Source organism: Thioalkalivibrio sp. ALJ7 (assembly GCF_000376865.1).
In the GTDB taxonomy this organism is placed as follows: Bacteria; Pseudomonadota; Gammaproteobacteria; order Ectothiorhodospirales; family Ectothiorhodospiraceae; genus Thioalkalivibrio.
In genome coordinates, this window is the sequence record NZ_AQXQ01000008.1 from 173,459 (window position 1) to 190,093 (window position 16,635).

The 16,635-nt window shown below is 65.1% G+C and carries 15 protein-coding genes; 8 read left to right on the plus strand and 7 right to left on the minus strand.

All coding sequences use genetic code 11. The features are described 5' to 3' along the window. Positions 1–4: 4 nt before the first annotated feature. Positions 5–1,018: an ArsJ-associated glyceraldehyde-3-phosphate dehydrogenase gene (locus D002_RS0103780; protein ID WP_018140581.1), complete on the minus strand. Its 1,014-nt coding sequence runs from the start codon at positions 1,016–1,018 to the stop codon at positions 5–7. A gap of 348 nt (positions 1,019–1,366) precedes the next feature. Further along, positions 1,367–1,882 (minus strand): TspO/MBR family protein, encoded by a 516-nt coding sequence (locus D002_RS0103785; RefSeq protein ID WP_018140582.1) that lies wholly within the window; start codon positions 1,880–1,882, stop codon positions 1,367–1,369. Positions 1,883–2,013: 131 nt separating this feature from the next. Here D002_RS0103785 and D002_RS0103790 point away from each other — a divergent pair, with 131 nt between their 5' ends. From D002_RS0103790 to D002_RS0103800, 3 genes are read left to right on the plus strand one after another with little or no spacing between them, the layout of a single operon-like run. Then, positions 2,014–3,246: an efflux RND transporter periplasmic adaptor subunit gene (locus tag D002_RS0103790; RefSeq protein WP_018140583.1), complete on the plus strand. Its 1,233-nt coding sequence runs from the start codon at positions 2,014–2,016 to the stop codon at positions 3,244–3,246. Continuing rightward, entirely contained in the window at positions 3,243–6,317 is a 3,075-nt protein-coding gene (locus D002_RS0103795; protein ID WP_018140584.1) for an efflux RND transporter permease subunit, read from the plus strand. Before D002_RS0103790 ends, D002_RS0103795 begins: the two co-directional genes overlap by 4 nt. Then, positions 6,310–7,899 (plus strand): TolC family protein, encoded by a 1,590-nt coding sequence (locus D002_RS0103800; RefSeq protein WP_018140585.1) that lies wholly within the window; start codon positions 6,310–6,312, stop codon positions 7,897–7,899. Before D002_RS0103795 ends, D002_RS0103800 begins: the two co-directional genes overlap by 8 nt. Positions 7,900–7,930: 31 nt before the next feature. Here the strand turns inward: D002_RS0103800 and D002_RS13050 are convergent, their stop codons facing one another. The 4 genes from D002_RS13050 to D002_RS0103815 are packed head-to-tail and all read right to left on the minus strand — an operon-like array spanning position 7,931 to position 9,392. Next, entirely contained in the window at positions 7,931–8,506 is a 576-nt protein-coding gene (locus tag D002_RS13050; protein WP_369772003.1) for a histidine phosphatase family protein, read from the minus strand. Further along, positions 8,503–8,655: a DUF2256 domain-containing protein gene (locus D002_RS13770; RefSeq protein ID WP_081610808.1), complete on the minus strand. Its 153-nt coding sequence runs from the start codon at positions 8,653–8,655 to the stop codon at positions 8,503–8,505. Before D002_RS13770 ends, D002_RS13050 begins: the two co-directional genes overlap by 4 nt. 1 nt (position 8,656) lies before the next feature. Next, a complete protein-coding gene (locus D002_RS0103810; RefSeq protein ID WP_018140587.1) occupies positions 8,657–9,070 on the minus strand; it encodes a thiol-disulfide oxidoreductase DCC family protein in 414 nt (137 codons plus the stop codon). Continuing rightward, positions 9,063–9,392 (minus strand): hypothetical protein, encoded by a 330-nt coding sequence (locus D002_RS0103815; RefSeq protein WP_018140588.1) that lies wholly within the window; start codon positions 9,390–9,392, stop codon positions 9,063–9,065. The genes D002_RS0103810 and D002_RS0103815 overlap by 8 nt, the downstream gene beginning before the upstream one ends. Before the next feature lie 242 nt (positions 9,393–9,634). Between D002_RS0103815 and mtgA the strand changes: the two genes are divergently transcribed. The 5 genes from mtgA (at position 9,635) to D002_RS0103840 (ending at position 15,069) form a co-directional block, all read left to right on the plus strand. Further along, positions 9,635–10,357 carry a monofunctional biosynthetic peptidoglycan transglycosylase gene (gene mtgA / locus D002_RS0103820; protein WP_018140589.1) on the plus strand — a complete coding sequence of 241 codons (723 nt, stop codon included), beginning with the start codon at positions 9,635–9,637 and terminating at the stop codon, positions 10,355–10,357. 101 nt (positions 10,358–10,458) lie between these two features. Next, positions 10,459–12,771 carry a mechanosensitive ion channel domain-containing protein gene (locus D002_RS0103825; protein WP_018140590.1) on the plus strand — a complete coding sequence of 771 codons (2,313 nt, stop codon included), beginning with the start codon at positions 10,459–10,461 and terminating at the stop codon, positions 12,769–12,771. 150 nt (positions 12,772–12,921) lie between these two features. Beyond that, on the plus strand, positions 12,922–13,608 hold the full coding sequence (locus D002_RS0103830) for a zinc metallopeptidase (RefSeq protein ID WP_026181501.1): 687 nt from the start codon (positions 12,922–12,924) through the stop codon (positions 13,606–13,608). A gap of 26 nt (positions 13,609–13,634) precedes the next feature. Then, positions 13,635–14,294, plus strand: a complete 660-nt coding sequence (locus D002_RS0103835; protein WP_026181502.1) for a class I SAM-dependent methyltransferase — start codon at positions 13,635–13,637, stop codon at positions 14,292–14,294. Positions 14,295–14,499: 205 nt separating this feature from the next. Then, positions 14,500–15,069: a hypothetical protein gene (locus tag D002_RS0103840; protein WP_018140593.1), complete on the plus strand. Its 570-nt coding sequence runs from the start codon at positions 14,500–14,502 to the stop codon at positions 15,067–15,069. Positions 15,070–15,158: 89 nt separating this feature from the next. Here the strand turns inward: D002_RS0103840 and malQ are convergent, their stop codons facing one another. Further along, on the minus strand, positions 15,159–16,634 hold the full coding sequence (gene malQ, locus D002_RS0103845; protein WP_018140594.1) for a 4-alpha-glucanotransferase: 1,476 nt from the start codon (positions 16,632–16,634) through the stop codon (positions 15,159–15,161). Between the last annotated feature and the right edge of the window lies 1 nt (position 16,635).

Consider the following 16,635-nt stretch of genomic DNA (forward strand, 5'->3'; position numbering starts at 1 on the left):
CGGTCTAGACGCCCTGCGCCGCCACACGGGCCACCAATTCCACCAGGCGGTTCGCGTAGCCCCACTCGTTGTCGTACCAGGCCAGCACCTTCACCTGCGTGCCGCCCACCACCATGGTCGATTGTGCATCCACGATGGAGGAGCGCGGATCGGTGCGGAAATCGCTGGAAACCAGCGGTCGCTCCTCATAGCCGAGGATGCCCTGCAACGAACCTTGCGCCGCCTCACGCAGCAGGTTGTTAACCTCTTCCGCCGACGTCTCGCGACCGGCCTCAAAGGTGAAATCGGTCAGTGATGCGTTCATCAGCGGCACACGCACCGCATGGCCATTCAGCCGCCCGTTCAGATCGGGAAAGATGTCACCGATCGCCTTAGCCGACCCCGTGGTGGTCGGGATCAGGTTCAGCCCGGCGGCACGCGCTCGGCGCAGGTTGTCGCGCGGCAGGTCCACCGCGGACTGGGTGGCCGTCATATCGTGCACGGTCAGGATGGTGCCGTGGCGAATACCCAGGGCCGGATGCAGCACCTGCACCAGCGGCGCCAGACAGTTGGTAGTGCAGGAGGCGGCGGTCACGACACGATACTGCACCGGATCATAGAGGCCATCGTTAACCCCCATCACCACGTTCAGCGCCCGATCGTCCTTCACCGGCGCCGCGACCACCACGCGCTTCGCACCCTGCCCGAAATGCGGCTCCAGCGTGTCCATGGTCCGAAAGGCCCCGGTCGCGTCGATCACGATGTCGACATCCGACTCATTCCACGGCACCTGGCCCGGTTCGGTGAAACTCGTGTGCCGCAGCTCGCGCCCCTCGATACGAATTCGCTCGGCCTCGGCTACCGGTTCCTGGCCCCAGCGCCCGTGCACCGAGTCGAACTCCAGCAAATGTCCGGTGACGGTGCCATCCGCCGCGACCTCGTTCAGGTGCACGATCTCCAGATCGTCCCGACCCCAGGCCGCCCTTAAGGCCAGCCGGCCGATCCGCCCCATCCCATTAATGCCGACACGCACCGCCATGGAGTCCCTCCCAACAAAAATCCCGTCAGAATACCCCGCCCACATGACCAACGCATGACGCCCGACCACCAAGACCCGGTTCCACCACGAAGCTCACGAAGGCACGAAGGAGGGCAAGGTCAAGGGCGAATTCACCACGGAGTGCACGGAGGACACGGAGAAGGGCTAAGACTGAAAAGCAGGAAGGTCCAATAATCACGGTCGCGGGTTCTGTCCTCTTTCGCCACCCGAAACGCCGGAGCCGCTTCTTTCCCTCTGTGTCCTCCGTGCACTCTGTGGTTACAAGCCCTTGCCCTCCTTCGTGCCTTCGTGAGCTTCGTGGTGGAACCAGGTTTCAGCGGCAACCGATCAGTTGAGCCAGACGATGCCGGCGTTGAGGTAGATGGCGAAGGCAACCCACAGGAGGTAGGGGACCAAGAGCACGCCCGCGATGCGGTCGATGCGCCAGAAGGCAACCAGGGTGGCCAGAATCAGGGGCCACAGGATCAGAATCTCGATGAGCGCCAGATCCGGGCGCTGGAGGCCGAAGAACAGCACGGACCAGCCCAGGTTCAGCGCGAGCTGCGCCAGGAACAGGCCCAGCGCCACCGGTGCCCCGGTCAGGCCTGCGCGCCGCCAGACGTGCCAGGCGGCCAGCCCCATCAGTCCAAACAGCACACTCCAGACCGGGCCGAACACCGCATCGGGCGGGTTCAATGGAGGCCGCGCTAGGGTGGGATACCAATCCCCCACCGATACGCTAGTGGCCCACCCGCCCAGCCCGGCCACAATGAACACCAATGCCAACCAGGCCAGGAGGCCCAACAGGTCCAGTCCAAACGAACGTCGGGGGCGCTTGGGGCGAGCCGGGTCGGGTAAGGTCATGGAATTCTCCAGGGTGGTCACGGTCGGAAGGTTCGCATCGCTGAACGGACGCCGCGGCCCGAACGGAGTTCATACGCGATTCAGTCAGCCACGCCAGACTGCCATATGACCCTGAACACGAGCGAGCTGCAATGCCCCGCCCCGCTACCCTGATTACTGCGATTCTGTTCCTGCTGGCCGCCGGCATTCTGGCCTGGATGACCCTGGGTCCGGAGGACGATTCAGCGACTTCCGGACGCCCCGGCGGAGGCGAGACGCGGCCGGTTGCCGTTGCGACGGCCGAAGTTGAATCACGAGACCTGGTCGAGCGCCGACGCTTTACCGGGAGCATCGAGGGTGCCGACCGAATCGAGATCGCACCCCGTATCGGTGGTCGGGTCACCGAGCTGTTCGTAAATCTCGGCGACCGCGTGGAACCGGGTGACCCGCTCTTGCAGCTGGATACCGAGGAATTCGAGCAGGACGTAGCCCAGGCGGCGGCGGAGCTGGAGGTCGCACAGGCCAGTCTGGACGAGGCCGTTGCCAGTCGTGACGCCGCTCAGCGCGAGTTGGAACGTACCCGCGAGCTGCGTGACCAGGGCATTGCCTCACGCTCCGAGCTCGATTCCGCCGAGACTGAGCTGACGCTGGCCCGGACGCGCGTTGCCCTGGCCGAGTCGCAAATCCGGCAGCGCCAGTCGGCCCTGCGCACCCGCGAGATACAGCTTGGGTACGCCCGCATCGATGCCGACGCGGTGGGCAGCCAGCCGCGCTGGGTGGCGGAACGCCATGTGGACCGCGGCGCGCTGATCAGTGCCAACGAACCCGCCCTGGCCCTGGTCACACTGCAACCGGTACGCGCCATCCTGGCGGTGACCGAGGCCGACTATGCCCGTCTATCCCGCGGCCAGGCAGCCATCGTGCGCACCTCGGCCTATCCCGATCGCGAGTTCGAGGGCTCCATCACCCGCGTAGCCCCCGAGTTCCGACCGGGCTCCCGGCAGGCCCGGGTTGAAGTCGAAATCCCGAACGACGATGAAGCCCTGCGTCCCGGCATGTTCGTGGAGACGGCGATCCGCCTGGGGCAACGCACCGACACCCTGGCAGTACCCCGCGATGCGATCATCCAGCGCGAGGCCGGCCCGACCCTTTTCAGCGTCGACCGCTCGGGCGAACGCCCCGTGGCCCGTCGCCACACGGCGGCGACCGGCATCCGCGATGGCAACTGGATTGAGCTGCTGCAACCCGAGCTACCCGAAGGTACCGAGGTCATCGTCCTGGGGCAGCATCTGCTCGCCGACGGTACGCCACTGCGCATCACCGACCCACAGGCGGTGCCTGGCGGCGACTTCGCGCCGGCCGGATCGGAGACCGACGCCCCGTGAACCCGGCCACGTTCACCGTCCGTCGGCCCGTGCTGACCAGCATGGTGGCCCTGATCGTGGTCATCCTCGGGCTGACCGCCCTGACCCGGCTACCCGTCGACCTGCTACCGGATATCACCTACCCGGTCGTCACGGTCATGACCTCCTATCCCAATGCCGGTGCCGAGGAGGTCGAACAGCTTGTCACCCGACCGGTGGAACAGGCGGCGGCTGCGATCACCGGCGCTCAGGAGATCCGTTCGACCTCCGCGGAGGGCAATAGCAACGTCCGCATCAACTTTGCGTGGGGTACCGATATTCGCCAGGCCGTGGACGACCTGCGCGATCGCCTGGCCCGCATTGAGGACCGATTACCCGACGAGGCCGATCGCCCACTGGTGCGCCAGTTCGACACTCAGGACTCCCCGATCATGCGCCTGGGGATCGGCTCGCAGCTCGACGCCATCCACCTGCGCACCCTGATTGATAACCGCATCGCGCCCCGCCTGGAGCGCATCCCCGGTGTGGCGGCCGTGGATACTTTCGGCGGGCTGGAACGCGAGGTCCGCATCGAGGTCGATCCCGATCGCATCCAGGCGATCGATCTGGGCCTGGACGACCTCCGTAACCGAATTCGGGATGCCAATGTCATTACCCCCGGCGGCCCCATCATGGATGGAAGGCGCGAGTACCGTCTGCGCACCCCCGCCGAGTTCCGTTCCGTCGAAGAGATTGCCGACACGGTGATTCAGCGCAGCGAGGATGGCGTCACTCACTTGCACCAGGTCGCCAGCATCCAGGACACCCATCAACGGGTGACCCGGCGTTTCCGTGTCAACCAGGAGGAAGGGGTCCAGCTGGCCGTGCGCAAGCTGGCGGACGCCAACACGGTGGAGGTCTCCGAGGCCGTTCACGCCGAGCTGGTCCGCCTGAACCGCGACTTCCCGCAGATCAGCATCCGTGCGGTCACCGACGAGGCGAGCTTCATCCGCAGCTCCATCACCAACGTCGGCCACTCGATCCTGTACGGCAGCGCGCTCGCCGTACTGGTGCTGCTCGTATTCCTGCGCAACATCCGTTACACGCTGGTGGCCGCGACCGCGATCCCGCTCGCCGTCATTTCAACCTTCGGGCTCGTCTACTTTGGCGGGCATTCCCTCAATCTCATGACCATGGGCGGCATCGCGCTCGGAGTCGGACTGATGGTCGACAACGCCATCGTGGTGATCGAAAGCATTGCCCGAAGGCGGGAGGAACATTCCGAGCAAACGGCCATGGAGGCCGCGGTCACGGGTACTGGCCGCGTGGCCCCCGCCATCATCGCCAGCACGCTGACCACAGTGGCCATCTTCCTGCCGTTGTTCTTCGCCGAGGAGCTGGCCGGGCAATTGTTCAAGCCGCTGGCGGCAGTCGTGGCCTTTGCGCTCGCAGCCTCGTTGATCGTAGCCCTGACGGTCGTGCCGATGCTGATGGCACACGCCCCGATGCCCAAGCGCGACACCAGCGCCCTTGCCCGAATGGAACACCGCTACCAGGGACTGCTGCAACGGACACTTTCGTACCCTTGGTTGATTATCGGCTTGAGCGCGCTCCTACTGATGGTGGCCCTGGCCGGGCTGCGCGGCGTCGGGACCGAGTTCCTGCCCGCCACCGACGAGGGCGAGCTGCGGGTCAACGTGTCCATGGAACCTGGCACGCCCCTGCCCGAGCTCTACGCCACCATGTCGAACCTGGAGGAAGTGATCCGCCAGGAGGTGCCGGAACTGCAGAACCTGGTGAGCAGCTCCGGGGCCTCGGCCTTCCGCGCCTCCTCGCCCGCCTCCGGCAACATGCGGGTGATGGTGGGCTCGCGCGACAGTCGCAGCCGCTCCTCCGAGGAGATCGCCTCCCAGCTGCGCGAGGCCCTGGGTGACCCCCCCGGCACCGAGATCCGCGTACGCGCCTCCAGTGGTATCTTCTTCCGCGGCTTTGGACGCGGTGGCGACGAAGAACGTCTGGCGGTCGAGGTACGCGGCTTCGAACTGCCCACCATGAACGCGGTACTCGAGCAGTTCGACGAGGCCCTGGCCGACATCCCCGGCATTACCGATACCCGGATCGGTGCCGATGGGGGGCAGCCGGAGTTCGCAACCCGCATCCATCGGGATCGGGCGGCGGACCTGGGGGTGGACGTACGCACCATCGCCCAGACGCTGGAAACCGCACTGGGTGGTTCCAGTGCCGGACAACTGCGCGCTGGCGGCGATGAAACCCGGATCTGGGTGCAGCTACGGGATGCCGACCAAAGTTCGCTGGATGACCTGCTCAACCTCACCGTACGCAGCGAAGGCGGCGAGCGCGTGGCCCTGCGCAGTTTGGTGTCGTTCGACACCGAGATCGGCCCAGATAGCATCGAACGTCGTGAGCAGGCCCGCGTCCGGACGTTGTTCATCAACCTTGGGGACCGGTCCATGGGTGAGGTCGCGGCGGACGTACGCGAAGCCCTTGGCAACATCGCGCTACCCGAAGAGATCGACTACTCCATCACCGGCGATATCGAGGAACAGGAAGCGGCATTCTCGGAACTGTTGCTGGGCACCCTGCTGGCCACCCTGCTGGTGTACATGGTCATGGCCAGCCTGTACGAATCGCTGCGCGATCCGCTGATCGTGATGTTCTCGATTCCACTGGCCATTATCGGGGTCACCGGCGCGCTACTGGTCACCAACACCACCCTGAATGTGCAATCCCTGATCGGGATTCTGCTGCTTGTCGGGATTGTAGTGAACAACGCCATTTTGCTGGTCGACCGGATGGCGCGACGCCACCGCGACGATGGCATGGAACTGCGCGCGGCTATCGTCGCCGCCGCGGGCGAGCGGCTGCGTCCGATCCTGATGACCACGCTCACCACCATGCTCGCGCTCTCACCACTGGCGATCGGCATGGGTGACGGTGGCGAGGCGCAAGCCCCGATGGCACGGGTCGTGATCGGTGGGCTGCTTTCGTCTACCCTGATTACCCTGGTGTTGATCCCGACGCTGTATCTGCTATTCCACCGTCGGGGCGAACACCCGCAACCGGTCTACCGAGTCGCCACCGAACATGCGTAAACCTCTGCTCATCTTCCTCGTCGCGTTTGCCCTGCCCGTCGCCGCGCAGCCTACCAGCGCCGATGACACAGGGGCCTACAGCGATCGAGACGGCCTGCGCCTGTCCCTGTCGGCCGATGAGCTCCTGGATAATCGCCCGTTCGAGCGCGACACCGTGGGCGAAGAGACATTGTCCCTGGAGGAAGCGGTGGCACGGGCGCTGGAGAACAACCGGGGACTGCGCGCCGAACGCCTGCAAACCGCAATCCAGGGCACGTTCGAGGCGCAGGAACGCGCGGTTTTCGACCCGGAACTGTTCGCCGAGATCGAACTCAGCCGCGACGAGAGCGTGCGACAACTGGAAGAAGTAGGCGAAACCGACGCCGTCGTCACCACCCGCCGCTTTGGCGAGGCCGGGCTCACCCAGTCGCTACCCACCGGTACCGACCTGACGGTCTCGGTGCGCAGTTCGCGCAGCTCCAGTTCGCGCGTCGAGGCGCCCCAATTCACCACCCGCGCCGGCGTGAGTCTCACCCAGGCCCTGCTACGGGGCGGGCGCATCGAATCCAATCTGGTGAGCCTGCGCCAGGCCACGCTCGACGTCGAGGCCTCCGAGTACGAGGTGCGCGCCTTCGTCGAGCAGTTGATTACCGATGTCGAGGGTCGCTACTGGGACCTCGTGCTGGCCGAGGAGCAACAGGCCATCTTCGAGGAGGCACTGGCCGTCGCCCGCCAGCAACTCGACGAAACCGAGCGCCGCATCAGCGCCGGTGACCGCCCCGAGACCGAGGCCACCTCGGCCCGGGCCGAGGTGGCCTTGCGCCGCCAAGGATTGATCGATGCCCGTGCCGAACGAGCCCGCGCCCAGGATCGCCTGGCGCGGCTGCTGCAGGGCGAAGGCGGCCTGTGGGATACGCGCCTGGAACCCAGCTCGGAACCAGGCCTGGAGCGCTATGCCCTGGAGCCCATGGATACCTATGTCGCCCTGGCCCGTGACCACCGTGCCGACCTCAACGAGACCCGCCTTCGGGTGCAACGCAACCAACTTGAGGTCGTACGCACCCGCAATGGTCTGCTCCCGCGTCTGGACTTCTTCGTGACGCTGGGTCAGTCGGGCTATGCCGACAGCTTCAGCCGTACCTGGCGCGACCGCCAGGGCGACGGTTACGACCTGACCGCCGGCCTGCGCTTCGAGATGCCCATCGGCAATCGCGCGGCCGAGGCTGAACACACGCGTGCCCGACTGACCCGCCAGCAGATCCAGGAGACCCTGGCGAACCTGGAACAGCTTGCCATCGAGGATGTACGCGGTCGCTGGTTCGATGCCGCCCGCGTGCGCGAGCAAATCCAGGCACAGGAGGAGACCGTGGAGCTACAGGAAGAGTTGCTACGGGTGGAACAGACACGTTTCCGGGTCGGTGCGGGCACCGCCCTGGCGGTGGCCCAGGCCCAGCGTGATCTGCTGGAGAGCCGCCTCAATCTGACCGAAACCGTAGTACGCTTTCGCCAGCTGACCACCGAGCTTCTGAACGCCAGCGGTACATTGCTCCTGCATCGCGGGATCGACGCCCCCGGAGCCGATCGCGTAGACATCCGGCTGTAGCGAAAGCCGATACCAATAGGGTATCTCGTATTTACGGATCTACGGGCTGGGCATTCCCCTCCGCATCCACGGCCACCACCAGCATGGCGCCGGCCCCGATGCTGCGCCCGCTTAACTCCATGATATTGGCGCGATGCGTCACATAGACCGCAGGGCCGCCTTCACGCCTGTATTCCTCCGCCAGATGCTCGCGCCATGCGCGCATGCGTCGCTCACGATGGGACTCGTTCGCGCGAAACACCGACCCCAGCGCCTCCAGTACCTGCGGTTCGCCAAATCCCAGCAACTCCGCGGTGTCGAAGTTACGGCACCAAGGACCGGCGAATACGCGAATGGCATCCAGTCCCGCGGCCCGCAGGCGCTCGCCCGTCTCGCGGGCCTGTGCCCGCCCCTCAGCGGACAGGTTGCGCTGGGTGGCGCAATCCTCGACCTCGAAGCCCGCCGGGTCACCAATCCCTGGCGCCAGGGCGTGGCGCATCAACAGGATGCGATGCGGCTCCTGTAACTGCGCCACGATGGCCCGTTCTGCGGAGAGATCATCCGCCGCTGCCGGACTCATGCCGATCACCACAAGCATCGCAAGGGCCAAGCCAAACCCACGTTTCATGCAGCCGTCTTCCTCGAACGGCGACGCCTGCAGGCGTCGGAACAGTAACGAACCTCGTCCCAGCAACGCGCCCACTTCCTCCGCCAGGCAAATGGCCTGCCACAAACCACGCAGTCCTTTTGCGGCAGGTGAGGTTTGCGGTGAGCCACGTCAGCGACCCGGGCGGCAAACCCCGTCGTCGCAGCGCGAGCGCCACCGGAAACGGGCGATCACGTTATACACCCGGTCCATGAGCCAGACGATCGGCGGTAGCCGGTGCAGGGTTCCACCCAGCCAGCGGTAATATGGCAGGTGCCGCCAGACCAGCACGAAGGCCCAGGCACCACTACGAATCTGGCCCTCGGCACTGATCGCGTGCATGCGCAGCATGGCGCGATCCCAGGTGATCCCCCAGTCGGCAAGCGGTGTGGCATCCGCATGGATGTCGCGCCAGTCGACCGCGCCCGCCGAATCCAGCCGCTGGTAGTGGCCGATCTCGCGCCGACAAAGTGGACAGCCACCGTCATAAAACACAATGGGTCGACCGGCCGTAACCGGGCGGGAAGGCGCTACCGATTCAGGCATGTCCGACTGGCCCCGTCTGACGATGCTGCGCCTCCGCCAGGGATTTCAATGCCCGCTCGACGACGTCACGCGCCAGACCCTGGGTCATGTCGGGGTCTGCCGGGATCATCTCCGTGCGCACAGCCAGGGCCATCGCCAGCGCCTGCAGCACATCGCCGTTACAAGTATCTCCCAGCAAACCGATCTCGTTATCCAGGGTGTCCGTCAGCCGATCCAGCAACTGTTGCACCCGCACCGCCGAGCCAGTCTCTGGGTGCAGACGAAACTCGAAGGACACGGCCTCGCCACTCGGGGTGACATAGCGATAGGGCAATACGTCCATGGCTCTCTCCTTCGCGAACGGTTGGCGTGATCGTGCGGGTTGTGGAGTCTCGCAGAGCGACCCCTTCGCCATTGGGCCACGAAACCGGCAAACAGTTCGCCCGCACGACACAACCCGCGGTGGCAACCGACGCCGGACGCCTATCCCCCAAGACGCCACCAAGCGGTATCCTTTCAGCCCATGGATACTCGTTATCAGAACGCCGCTGGCCCGCCGCCCCTGCGCAAAGGGATGGGCCGCTAATGGCCCGTCGCCGCAAGCGCAGCATCCTGCGTCGCCTGGCCTGGTGGACGGGCGGCATCGTCGGACTCCTGCTGGGAATCGGGATCGGCGCCATGCTGGCATTGGTCGTCCTGTTCGCCCGGGTCGACCCCCCCTACGGTATGGCCATGGTCGTCGCTACCGACTGGCAAACTGCCTCCAACCGCCGCCCGGACTGGCAACGCCTGGACGATCTGCCAAGGCATCTGATGCTCGCGGTGATCGCGGCCGAGGACCAGCACTTCCCGAACCACAAAGGCTTCGATTGGGGCTCGGTACGCCAGGCACTGGGCGACCACGCCCGTGGTGGCCGTCTGCGCGGGGCCAGCACCATCAGTCAGCAAACCGCCAAGAACCTTTTTCTGTGGCACGGGCGTTCCTGGATCCGCAAGACGCTCGAGGCGGGATTTACCCTGGGCATGGAGACCCTCTGGCCCAAGCGGCGCATCCTGGAGATCTACCTTAACCTGGCGGAGTGGGGACCCGGCATCTACGGTATCGAGAATGCGGCACAGCACTACTTCGGCGTGTCCGCCACCGAACTGGACCGCCACCAATCGGCGCGCCTGGCCGCCATCCTGCCCAGCCCCGGGCGCATGAACCCCGTGCAGCCGGGTCCGCAACTGGACCGACGCATCGCCTGGGTTGAACGACAGATGGCCCAACTCGGCATCGCCTGGCTGGATCCAATGCTCCTGGAATGAGCCCACCTCCGCCCCGGTGCATTGTTCGCGGGAACTTCCTGCCCTTAGACTCACTCGCACGGGGCACGCAAGGAAGCCCCTTCCAGACATTGAGGTTAGCCGTGACCTATCTGCGTTCGCCGCGTTCTTTTCTCTCTCACCTGATTGTTTTGGTCGCCCTGATGCTGCTGATGCCCTGGGGGGGATTGTCGGCCCAGGAAGCGGGCGCGGACGCCTCCAGTGACGATCTGCGCCAGACGCTGATCGAGGCCCTGGAGAACGAAGAAGCGCGTGAGCGCCTGCTGGAAGCCCTGCGCTCCGACAGCGGCTCCAGCGAGGAAGACGCAGTCACCGATGCCGTGCCGGTAGACACCGGCGACAACGTATCTGTGGCCCGACAGATCGCCCTGCTCACGCAGTCGCTGGCCGAGGGTGCTGTTGCCGAGGTCCGTGCCCTGAACGACATCGCGGCGGATGTCGCCGAGCGTGTTCGTGCGGTCGAACCCACCGTGTTCGGGATGGCCGTAGTGGATCTTGCCAGCATCATCGTGTTCACGGTGGTGGTGTTTCTGGTGCTGCGGAGACTGGGTGCGCCCATGTTCACCGCCATCGACCGCTGGGCCCTGAACGCGGCGGAACACATGCGCCTGATGCGGGCGCTACCGGCGGTGATACTGGCCGCTGCCATCGATTTCCTGATCGTCATCCTGGCCTGGCTGGCCGGCTACGCCCTGGCCCTGTTCGTACTCGGCGAGTCCGGGGAGATGCTGACCCGGCACTCGCTGTTCCTGAACGCCTTCCTGCTGATCGAGGTGACCAAGGCCGCGCTGCGCCTGATCTTCGCGACTCGCTATAAAGGCCTGCGCCTGTTGCCAATGGCTGGGGACGAGGCCGCCTACTGGAATGCCTGGCTGGCCCGGATCGTCGGGTACATCGGCTACGGCCTGTTGCTCCTGGTACCGATCGCGAACAACCATATCTCGTCCGAGGCCGGGCGTTCCCTGGGCCTGATTGTGATGCTCACCGCCTTCTTGTACGCGGCGGTGATCATCCTCCAGAACCGCACGCGGGTGCACGACCGCCTGATTGCGCTGGCCAACCGGGCCGGATTCGCCTTTACCCGCATCCTGATCTCCCTGCTGGCGAATTTCTGGCACTGGATCGCGCTGCTGTACTTCCTGGCCCTGGCAGTGGTCAGCATCACGCGGCCGGAGGATGCCCTGCCCTTCATGGCCAAGGCCACTGGGCAAACCCTGCTCGCCGGTTTCGTCGGCGTCTTCGTCGCCAACCTGCTGACCCAGCTGATCGGCCGCCAGATCCACGTACCGGAAGAGACCCGGGAGAAGTTCCCATCGCTGGAACTGCGTCTGAACTCGTACATCCCGAAGGCGCTGAAAGTTATGCGCCTGGTAATCCTGCTGATTGTGCTGGCCGTGATCGGGGATGCATGGGGCGCATTCAGCCTGGCCAACTGGCTCGCGTCGGATACCGGCATGGCGGTGCTGGGGACCGCGATCTCGGTGGCACTGATCCTGTTGGCCGTGCTGGCCATCTGGCTGGTCTTCGCCAGCTGGATCGAGCACCGCATGAACCCCAACACCGGTGACGGCCTGCCGACGGCCCGCGAGGCCACGCTGCTGACCATCTTCCGCAACGCCGTCGCGATCGTGCTGATCGTGATGACCACCATGATCGTGCTGGCCGAGATCGGCGTGAACATCGGCCCGCTGCTGGCCGGCGCGGGTGTGCTCGGCCTCGCGGTCGGGTTTGGCGCACAGAAACTGGTGCAGGACGTCATCACCGGTGTCTTCATCCAGCTCGAAAATGCGATCAACGTCGGCGATGTGGTTACCGTGGCCGGCACCACCGGGGTCGTCGAACGCTTGACGATCCGTTCTCTGGGTCTGCGTGATCTCTCCGGCACTTACCACCTGATCCCGTTCTCTTCAGTCGACGCCGTGTCCAATTACATGCGCGAGTACGGCTACCATGTCGGCGAGTACGGCGTGGCCTACCGCGAGGATATCGACGAGGTCATCGTGCGCTTGCGCGAGGCCTTCGAGGAGCTCAAGGAAGATCCGGATCAGGGCCCCAATGTCCTCGACGAAATGGAGGTACACGGCGTGACCTCCCTTGGCGACAGCGCGGTCAATGTGCGGATCCGGATCAAGGCCCTTCCGGGCACCCAGTTCGGTCTGGGTCGAGCCTTCAACCGCCTGGTCAAGAAGCACTTCGACGCCGCCGGCATCGAGATTCCGTTCCCGCACCAGACCATCTACTTCGGTCAGGAGAAAGATGGCTCGGCACCGGCCGCCAATTTGCGCCTCCTCGAGGGGAAGGCCGAGGGCGATAAGGACGACAAGGACTATTCTCGTGACCAGCGGGCGCGTCCGAACCCGAAACACAAGGGCGACTATGACGAGGCCGACGATTGACCCTAACCCCGGCTTGGGGACACATCATCCTCGGGCTGGACGCCAAACGACGGGCCACAGTGGCGCACACGTGCACTGAATCGGCCCGCCGTTGCATCCAAAAGGTGCTTACCCTTTCCGGCCCGGGGGGATTTGGGTCAATATAGCCCCATGCGACTGTTAATCCTGCTCGCTCCTTTGTTGTTGCTCATTGCGTGGGCACCCGGACTCTGGGTGCGTCACACCATGAAGAAATACCAGCAGCCCGCGGATCGTTACGACGGCAACGGCGCGGAACTGGCGCGCGATCTTCTGGATCGCCACGGACTGCACAAGGTCAAGGTCGAAACCACCAAGACTGGCGACCACTACGACCCTGACACCCGCACCGTACGGCTATCGCCCGAGAATCACGACGGGCACTCGCTCACGGCCGTCACCGTGGCGGCCCACGAGGTCGGCCACGCGATACAGCATGCCGAGGGTTACGCCCCACTGCGGATGCGCAGCTACTTGGTGTGTGTCTCGGGTTATGGCCAACAGATTGGCGCCTGGCTTCTGGTCGCCATCCCCTTTATTACCATCATCGCTCGCCATCCGGCGCCGGCCATCTTGTTCTTCCTCGCCGGGGTTCTGTCGATGGGGCTCGCTGCACTGGTTCACTTCATCACCCTACCCACCGAGTTCGATGCGAGCTTCCGCCGCGCCATGCCGATGCTACGCGACGGCCACTACCTGCACCCACCGGACTATCCCCACGCCGAGCGCATCCTGAAAGCGGCGGCCTATACGTACCTGTCTCAGTCTCTGATGAGCCTGCTCAACATTGCCTCCTGGTTCCGGTATCTGCGTCGATGAGCGAGGCCGCAACGGTCGCGTGCCTCTTGTGCGGACATCCGACACAGGCCTTTCACCACCGTGGCGTGGGCAGCGCCTCGCCGGGCGACTATCGGCGTTGCCGCCACTGCGGTTTGAGCATGCTGGAGGCGGATGCCTGGCTTGATCGGGAAGAGGAACGCACCTATTACAAGACCCACGAAAATCGTCCGGGTGATCCAGGCTACCTCCTCCATCTGGAACGCCTGATCACCCCCTTGACCCAGGCAATACCGGCACCCGCCACCGGCCTCGACTGGGGCTGCGGGCCGCACCCGGTCCTGGCCGATCGGCTCCGGAAGAAGGGCTATCAGATGGCGGCCTGGGACCCTGCCTTCGGCCCAGCGCTACCCGCCGCGCCCGCCGATGGGTGGGATTTCATTACCTGCACCGAAGTCATTGAGCACCTGCACGAACCACGCGCCAGCCTGAAGGCGATGTTGCATCGGATTCGACCGGGCGGTGTCCTCGCCATCATGACCGAGTGGCTCCCCGAACCCCGTCAGTTCAATCGCTGGCACTACCGGCGCGATCCAACCCATGTGGCTTTCTACAGCCCCAATAGCCTGCGCTGGGCCGCTCAACACTTCGGCTGCACCGTGGACCTACCGGCCCGGGGGGTCGCGCTCTTCACCCGTTCCCAGTGCTCAGACGCCGAACATCCTTGAGGCGAAGCACGAGCCGAAACCTCGTCTCGGTCACAGGCCGCGAGGCATAGCACGGATCGCGGGAACCCTTTGGCGAACGGCCAGTCTGCCAATGGACACATGCCTCCTGCATCCCCGCCCACCCGGCACAATCAGGCCACGCTTGTTAAGCTAGGGTTAAGTACGGTCGAACAGAATGTACGTGTATCCACAAGGAGAAACCTCTATGAAGATTCGTTACCCGTCTCTCGCCGGGCTGATCGCGGCCGCCGCACTGGCACTGGCCAGCCCGCTGGCCATGGCCCAGGGCATGGGTCAACAGGGCCAGGGTGGCCAGGGCGGAGATCCGCAGATGGAGATGCAGCAGCTCCAGCAAACCCTCGCCGAAACGCAGCAGCAGGCCATCGAGAATAACCCCGATCTAGAACAGAAGGGTGAAGCGCTGGAAAACTTGGTGCTGGACAAGATGGAGGCCGCTGGCTACCAGCCCCGCCGCGATCTGGAGACCCTGGAATCCGCCGAGGAGCAGCTCCGCGATCCGGACCTGAGCGCCGAAGAGCGTCAGGAGCTCATCCAGACCGAAGAAGTCCAGCAGGCCCAGATGAACCTGCAGGAGGCCCAGCAGGCCGTCGCCCAGGATGAAGAGATCCTTGAGGCTCAGGAAGCCCTGCGCGAAGATCTGATGGCCGCCATGCGCCAGGAAAACGCCGATATCGACGACGTGATCGAACGCATGCAGTCCCTGCAACAACAGATGCAGCAGCAACAAGGTGGCCAGGGCGGCATGATGCGCTAAACGCACAACCCTGCCCGCCAATGAAGAAAGCCCGGCCTTTGTAAAAGGGACCGGGCTTTTCTTATGGGCAGGCTACAAGCCTGCGCAGGTCACTCAAGACGCCCCGTGGCCTGCGCAAGGGTGCGTAACGCCTCGCTCTGGCCATCCGGCACCTGGCTCCAGTCAAACCGCCAGCTCCAGTTGCCCGCGTCGACCGTCCCCGGGGTGTTCATGCGGGCCTCCGTTCCCTGCTCCAGTGCATCCTGCATCGGCAGGATCGCGAGTTGTGCCGGCGAACGATACGCCGCGCGTATCAGCGGCCAGGGCATCTCCTCGCCCGGTCCCTCGACCAACGTCGCAATCACATGCGCCTGCATGCCGGGATCCAGGGATCGGAACCAGCCCAGGGTGGTGTCGTTGTCGTGGGTGCCGGTGTACACGGCGCTCAGGTCATCGTGGTTCGCCGGCAGGTAGGGGTTGTCCTCTCCCCCCTCGAAGGCGAACTGAAGAATGCGCATTCCCGGAAGATCAAAGCGCAAACGCAAGGCCGTGACCTCCGGCGTGATGACGCCCAGGTCTTCCGCCAACAGCGGTAGCACGCCCAGGCGCGCCTGCAGCTTCTCGAAGAAATCTGCACCGGGCCCGGCGACCCAATGGCCCTGTGTGGCATCTGGCTCACTTGCCGGCACGGCCCAGCTCGCCTCGAACCCACGGAAGTGGTCGATACGCACCGCATCCACTGTCTCCAGCGTCCAGCGCATGCGCTCCACCCACCAGTCGTAACCCCGCTCGGCCAGACGGTGCCAACGGTAGTGTGGGTTGCCCCAGCGCTGCCCGGTTGCGGAGAAGTAATCCGGCGGGACACCGGCCACCGTTAGCGGGTGACCGGTGTCATCCAGGTCAAACAGATCGCGGTGGGCCCAGACCTCGGCCGAGTCATGGGCCACAAAGATCGGCATATCACCGAGGATGGTGACGTCCTTCTGGTGGGCGTAGTCGCGCACATCCTGCCACTGATCGAAGAGCACGAACTGGGCAAAACGTTCCGCCTCCAGGGCGAGCGCCGCCTCGTTCTCCACGTTCGCCAGGGCCTCGGGATCACGATCACGCAAGGCGGGCGGCCACTCCCACCAAGGGCGTCCGCCCTCACGCGCACGGACGACCACGAAACGGGCAAAGTCATCCAGCCAGACCGGGCCCTGGGCATCCCGAAAGGCCTGATAGGACTGCGCCCATCCCTCGTCCGCTTGCGCAATCTGTTCGCGCGCCTGCTGTAGAAGATTCGCGAGCGGCGTGCCGGTGCTATCCAGGCCCGCGCGCTCGGCCAGCCGCTGCGGGTCAATCAGACGCACATCGCCCGCGAAGGCCGAAATGCTGGCGTAGGGGGACCCATCCTCCTGCGGCGGATGCAGCGGCAGAATCTGCCACAGGGTGAAACCGGCATCTCGCGCCCAATCCAGGAAACGGAATGCCTCGTGCCCGAGCGTGCCGACCGGACCCGGGCCCGGCAGCGATACGGGATGCAATAGCACGCCGGCGCGGCGGCGCTGCATCAGGGGGTTACAGTGGTCTTCGCCTGCCTCCATC

Coding starts and splice junctions, on each gene's coding strand:
- D002_RS0103780 (WP_018140581.1), bottom strand. CDS start 1,018: ATGGCGGTGCGTGTCGGCATTAATGGGATGGGGCGGATCGGCCGGCTG.
- D002_RS0103785 (WP_018140582.1), bottom strand. CDS start 1,882: ATGACCTTACCCGACCCGGCTCGCCCCAAGCGCCCCCGACGTTCGTTT.
- D002_RS0103790 (WP_018140583.1), top strand. CDS start 2,014: ATGCCCCGCCCCGCTACCCTGATTACTGCGATTCTGTTCCTGCTGGCC.
- D002_RS0103800 (WP_018140585.1), top strand. CDS start 6,310: ATGCGTAAACCTCTGCTCATCTTCCTCGTCGCGTTTGCCCTGCCCGTC.
- D002_RS13050 (WP_369772003.1), bottom strand. CDS start 8,506: ATGAAACGTGGGTTTGGCTTGGCCCTTGCGATGCTTGTGGTGATCGGC.
- D002_RS0103810 (WP_018140587.1), bottom strand. CDS start 9,070: ATGCCTGAATCGGTAGCGCCTTCCCGCCCGGTTACGGCCGGTCGACCC.
- D002_RS0103815 (WP_018140588.1), bottom strand. CDS start 9,392: ATGGACGTATTGCCCTATCGCTATGTCACCCCGAGTGGCGAGGCCGTG.
- mtgA (WP_018140589.1), top strand. CDS start 9,635: ATGGCCCGTCGCCGCAAGCGCAGCATCCTGCGTCGCCTGGCCTGGTGG.
- D002_RS0103830 (WP_026181501.1), top strand. CDS start 12,922: ATGCGACTGTTAATCCTGCTCGCTCCTTTGTTGTTGCTCATTGCGTGG.
- D002_RS0103840 (WP_018140593.1), top strand. CDS start 14,500: ATGAAGATTCGTTACCCGTCTCTCGCCGGGCTGATCGCGGCCGCCGCA.
- malQ (WP_018140594.1), bottom strand. CDS start 16,634: ATGGAGGCAGGCGAAGACCACTGTAACCCCCTGATGCAGCGCCGCCGC.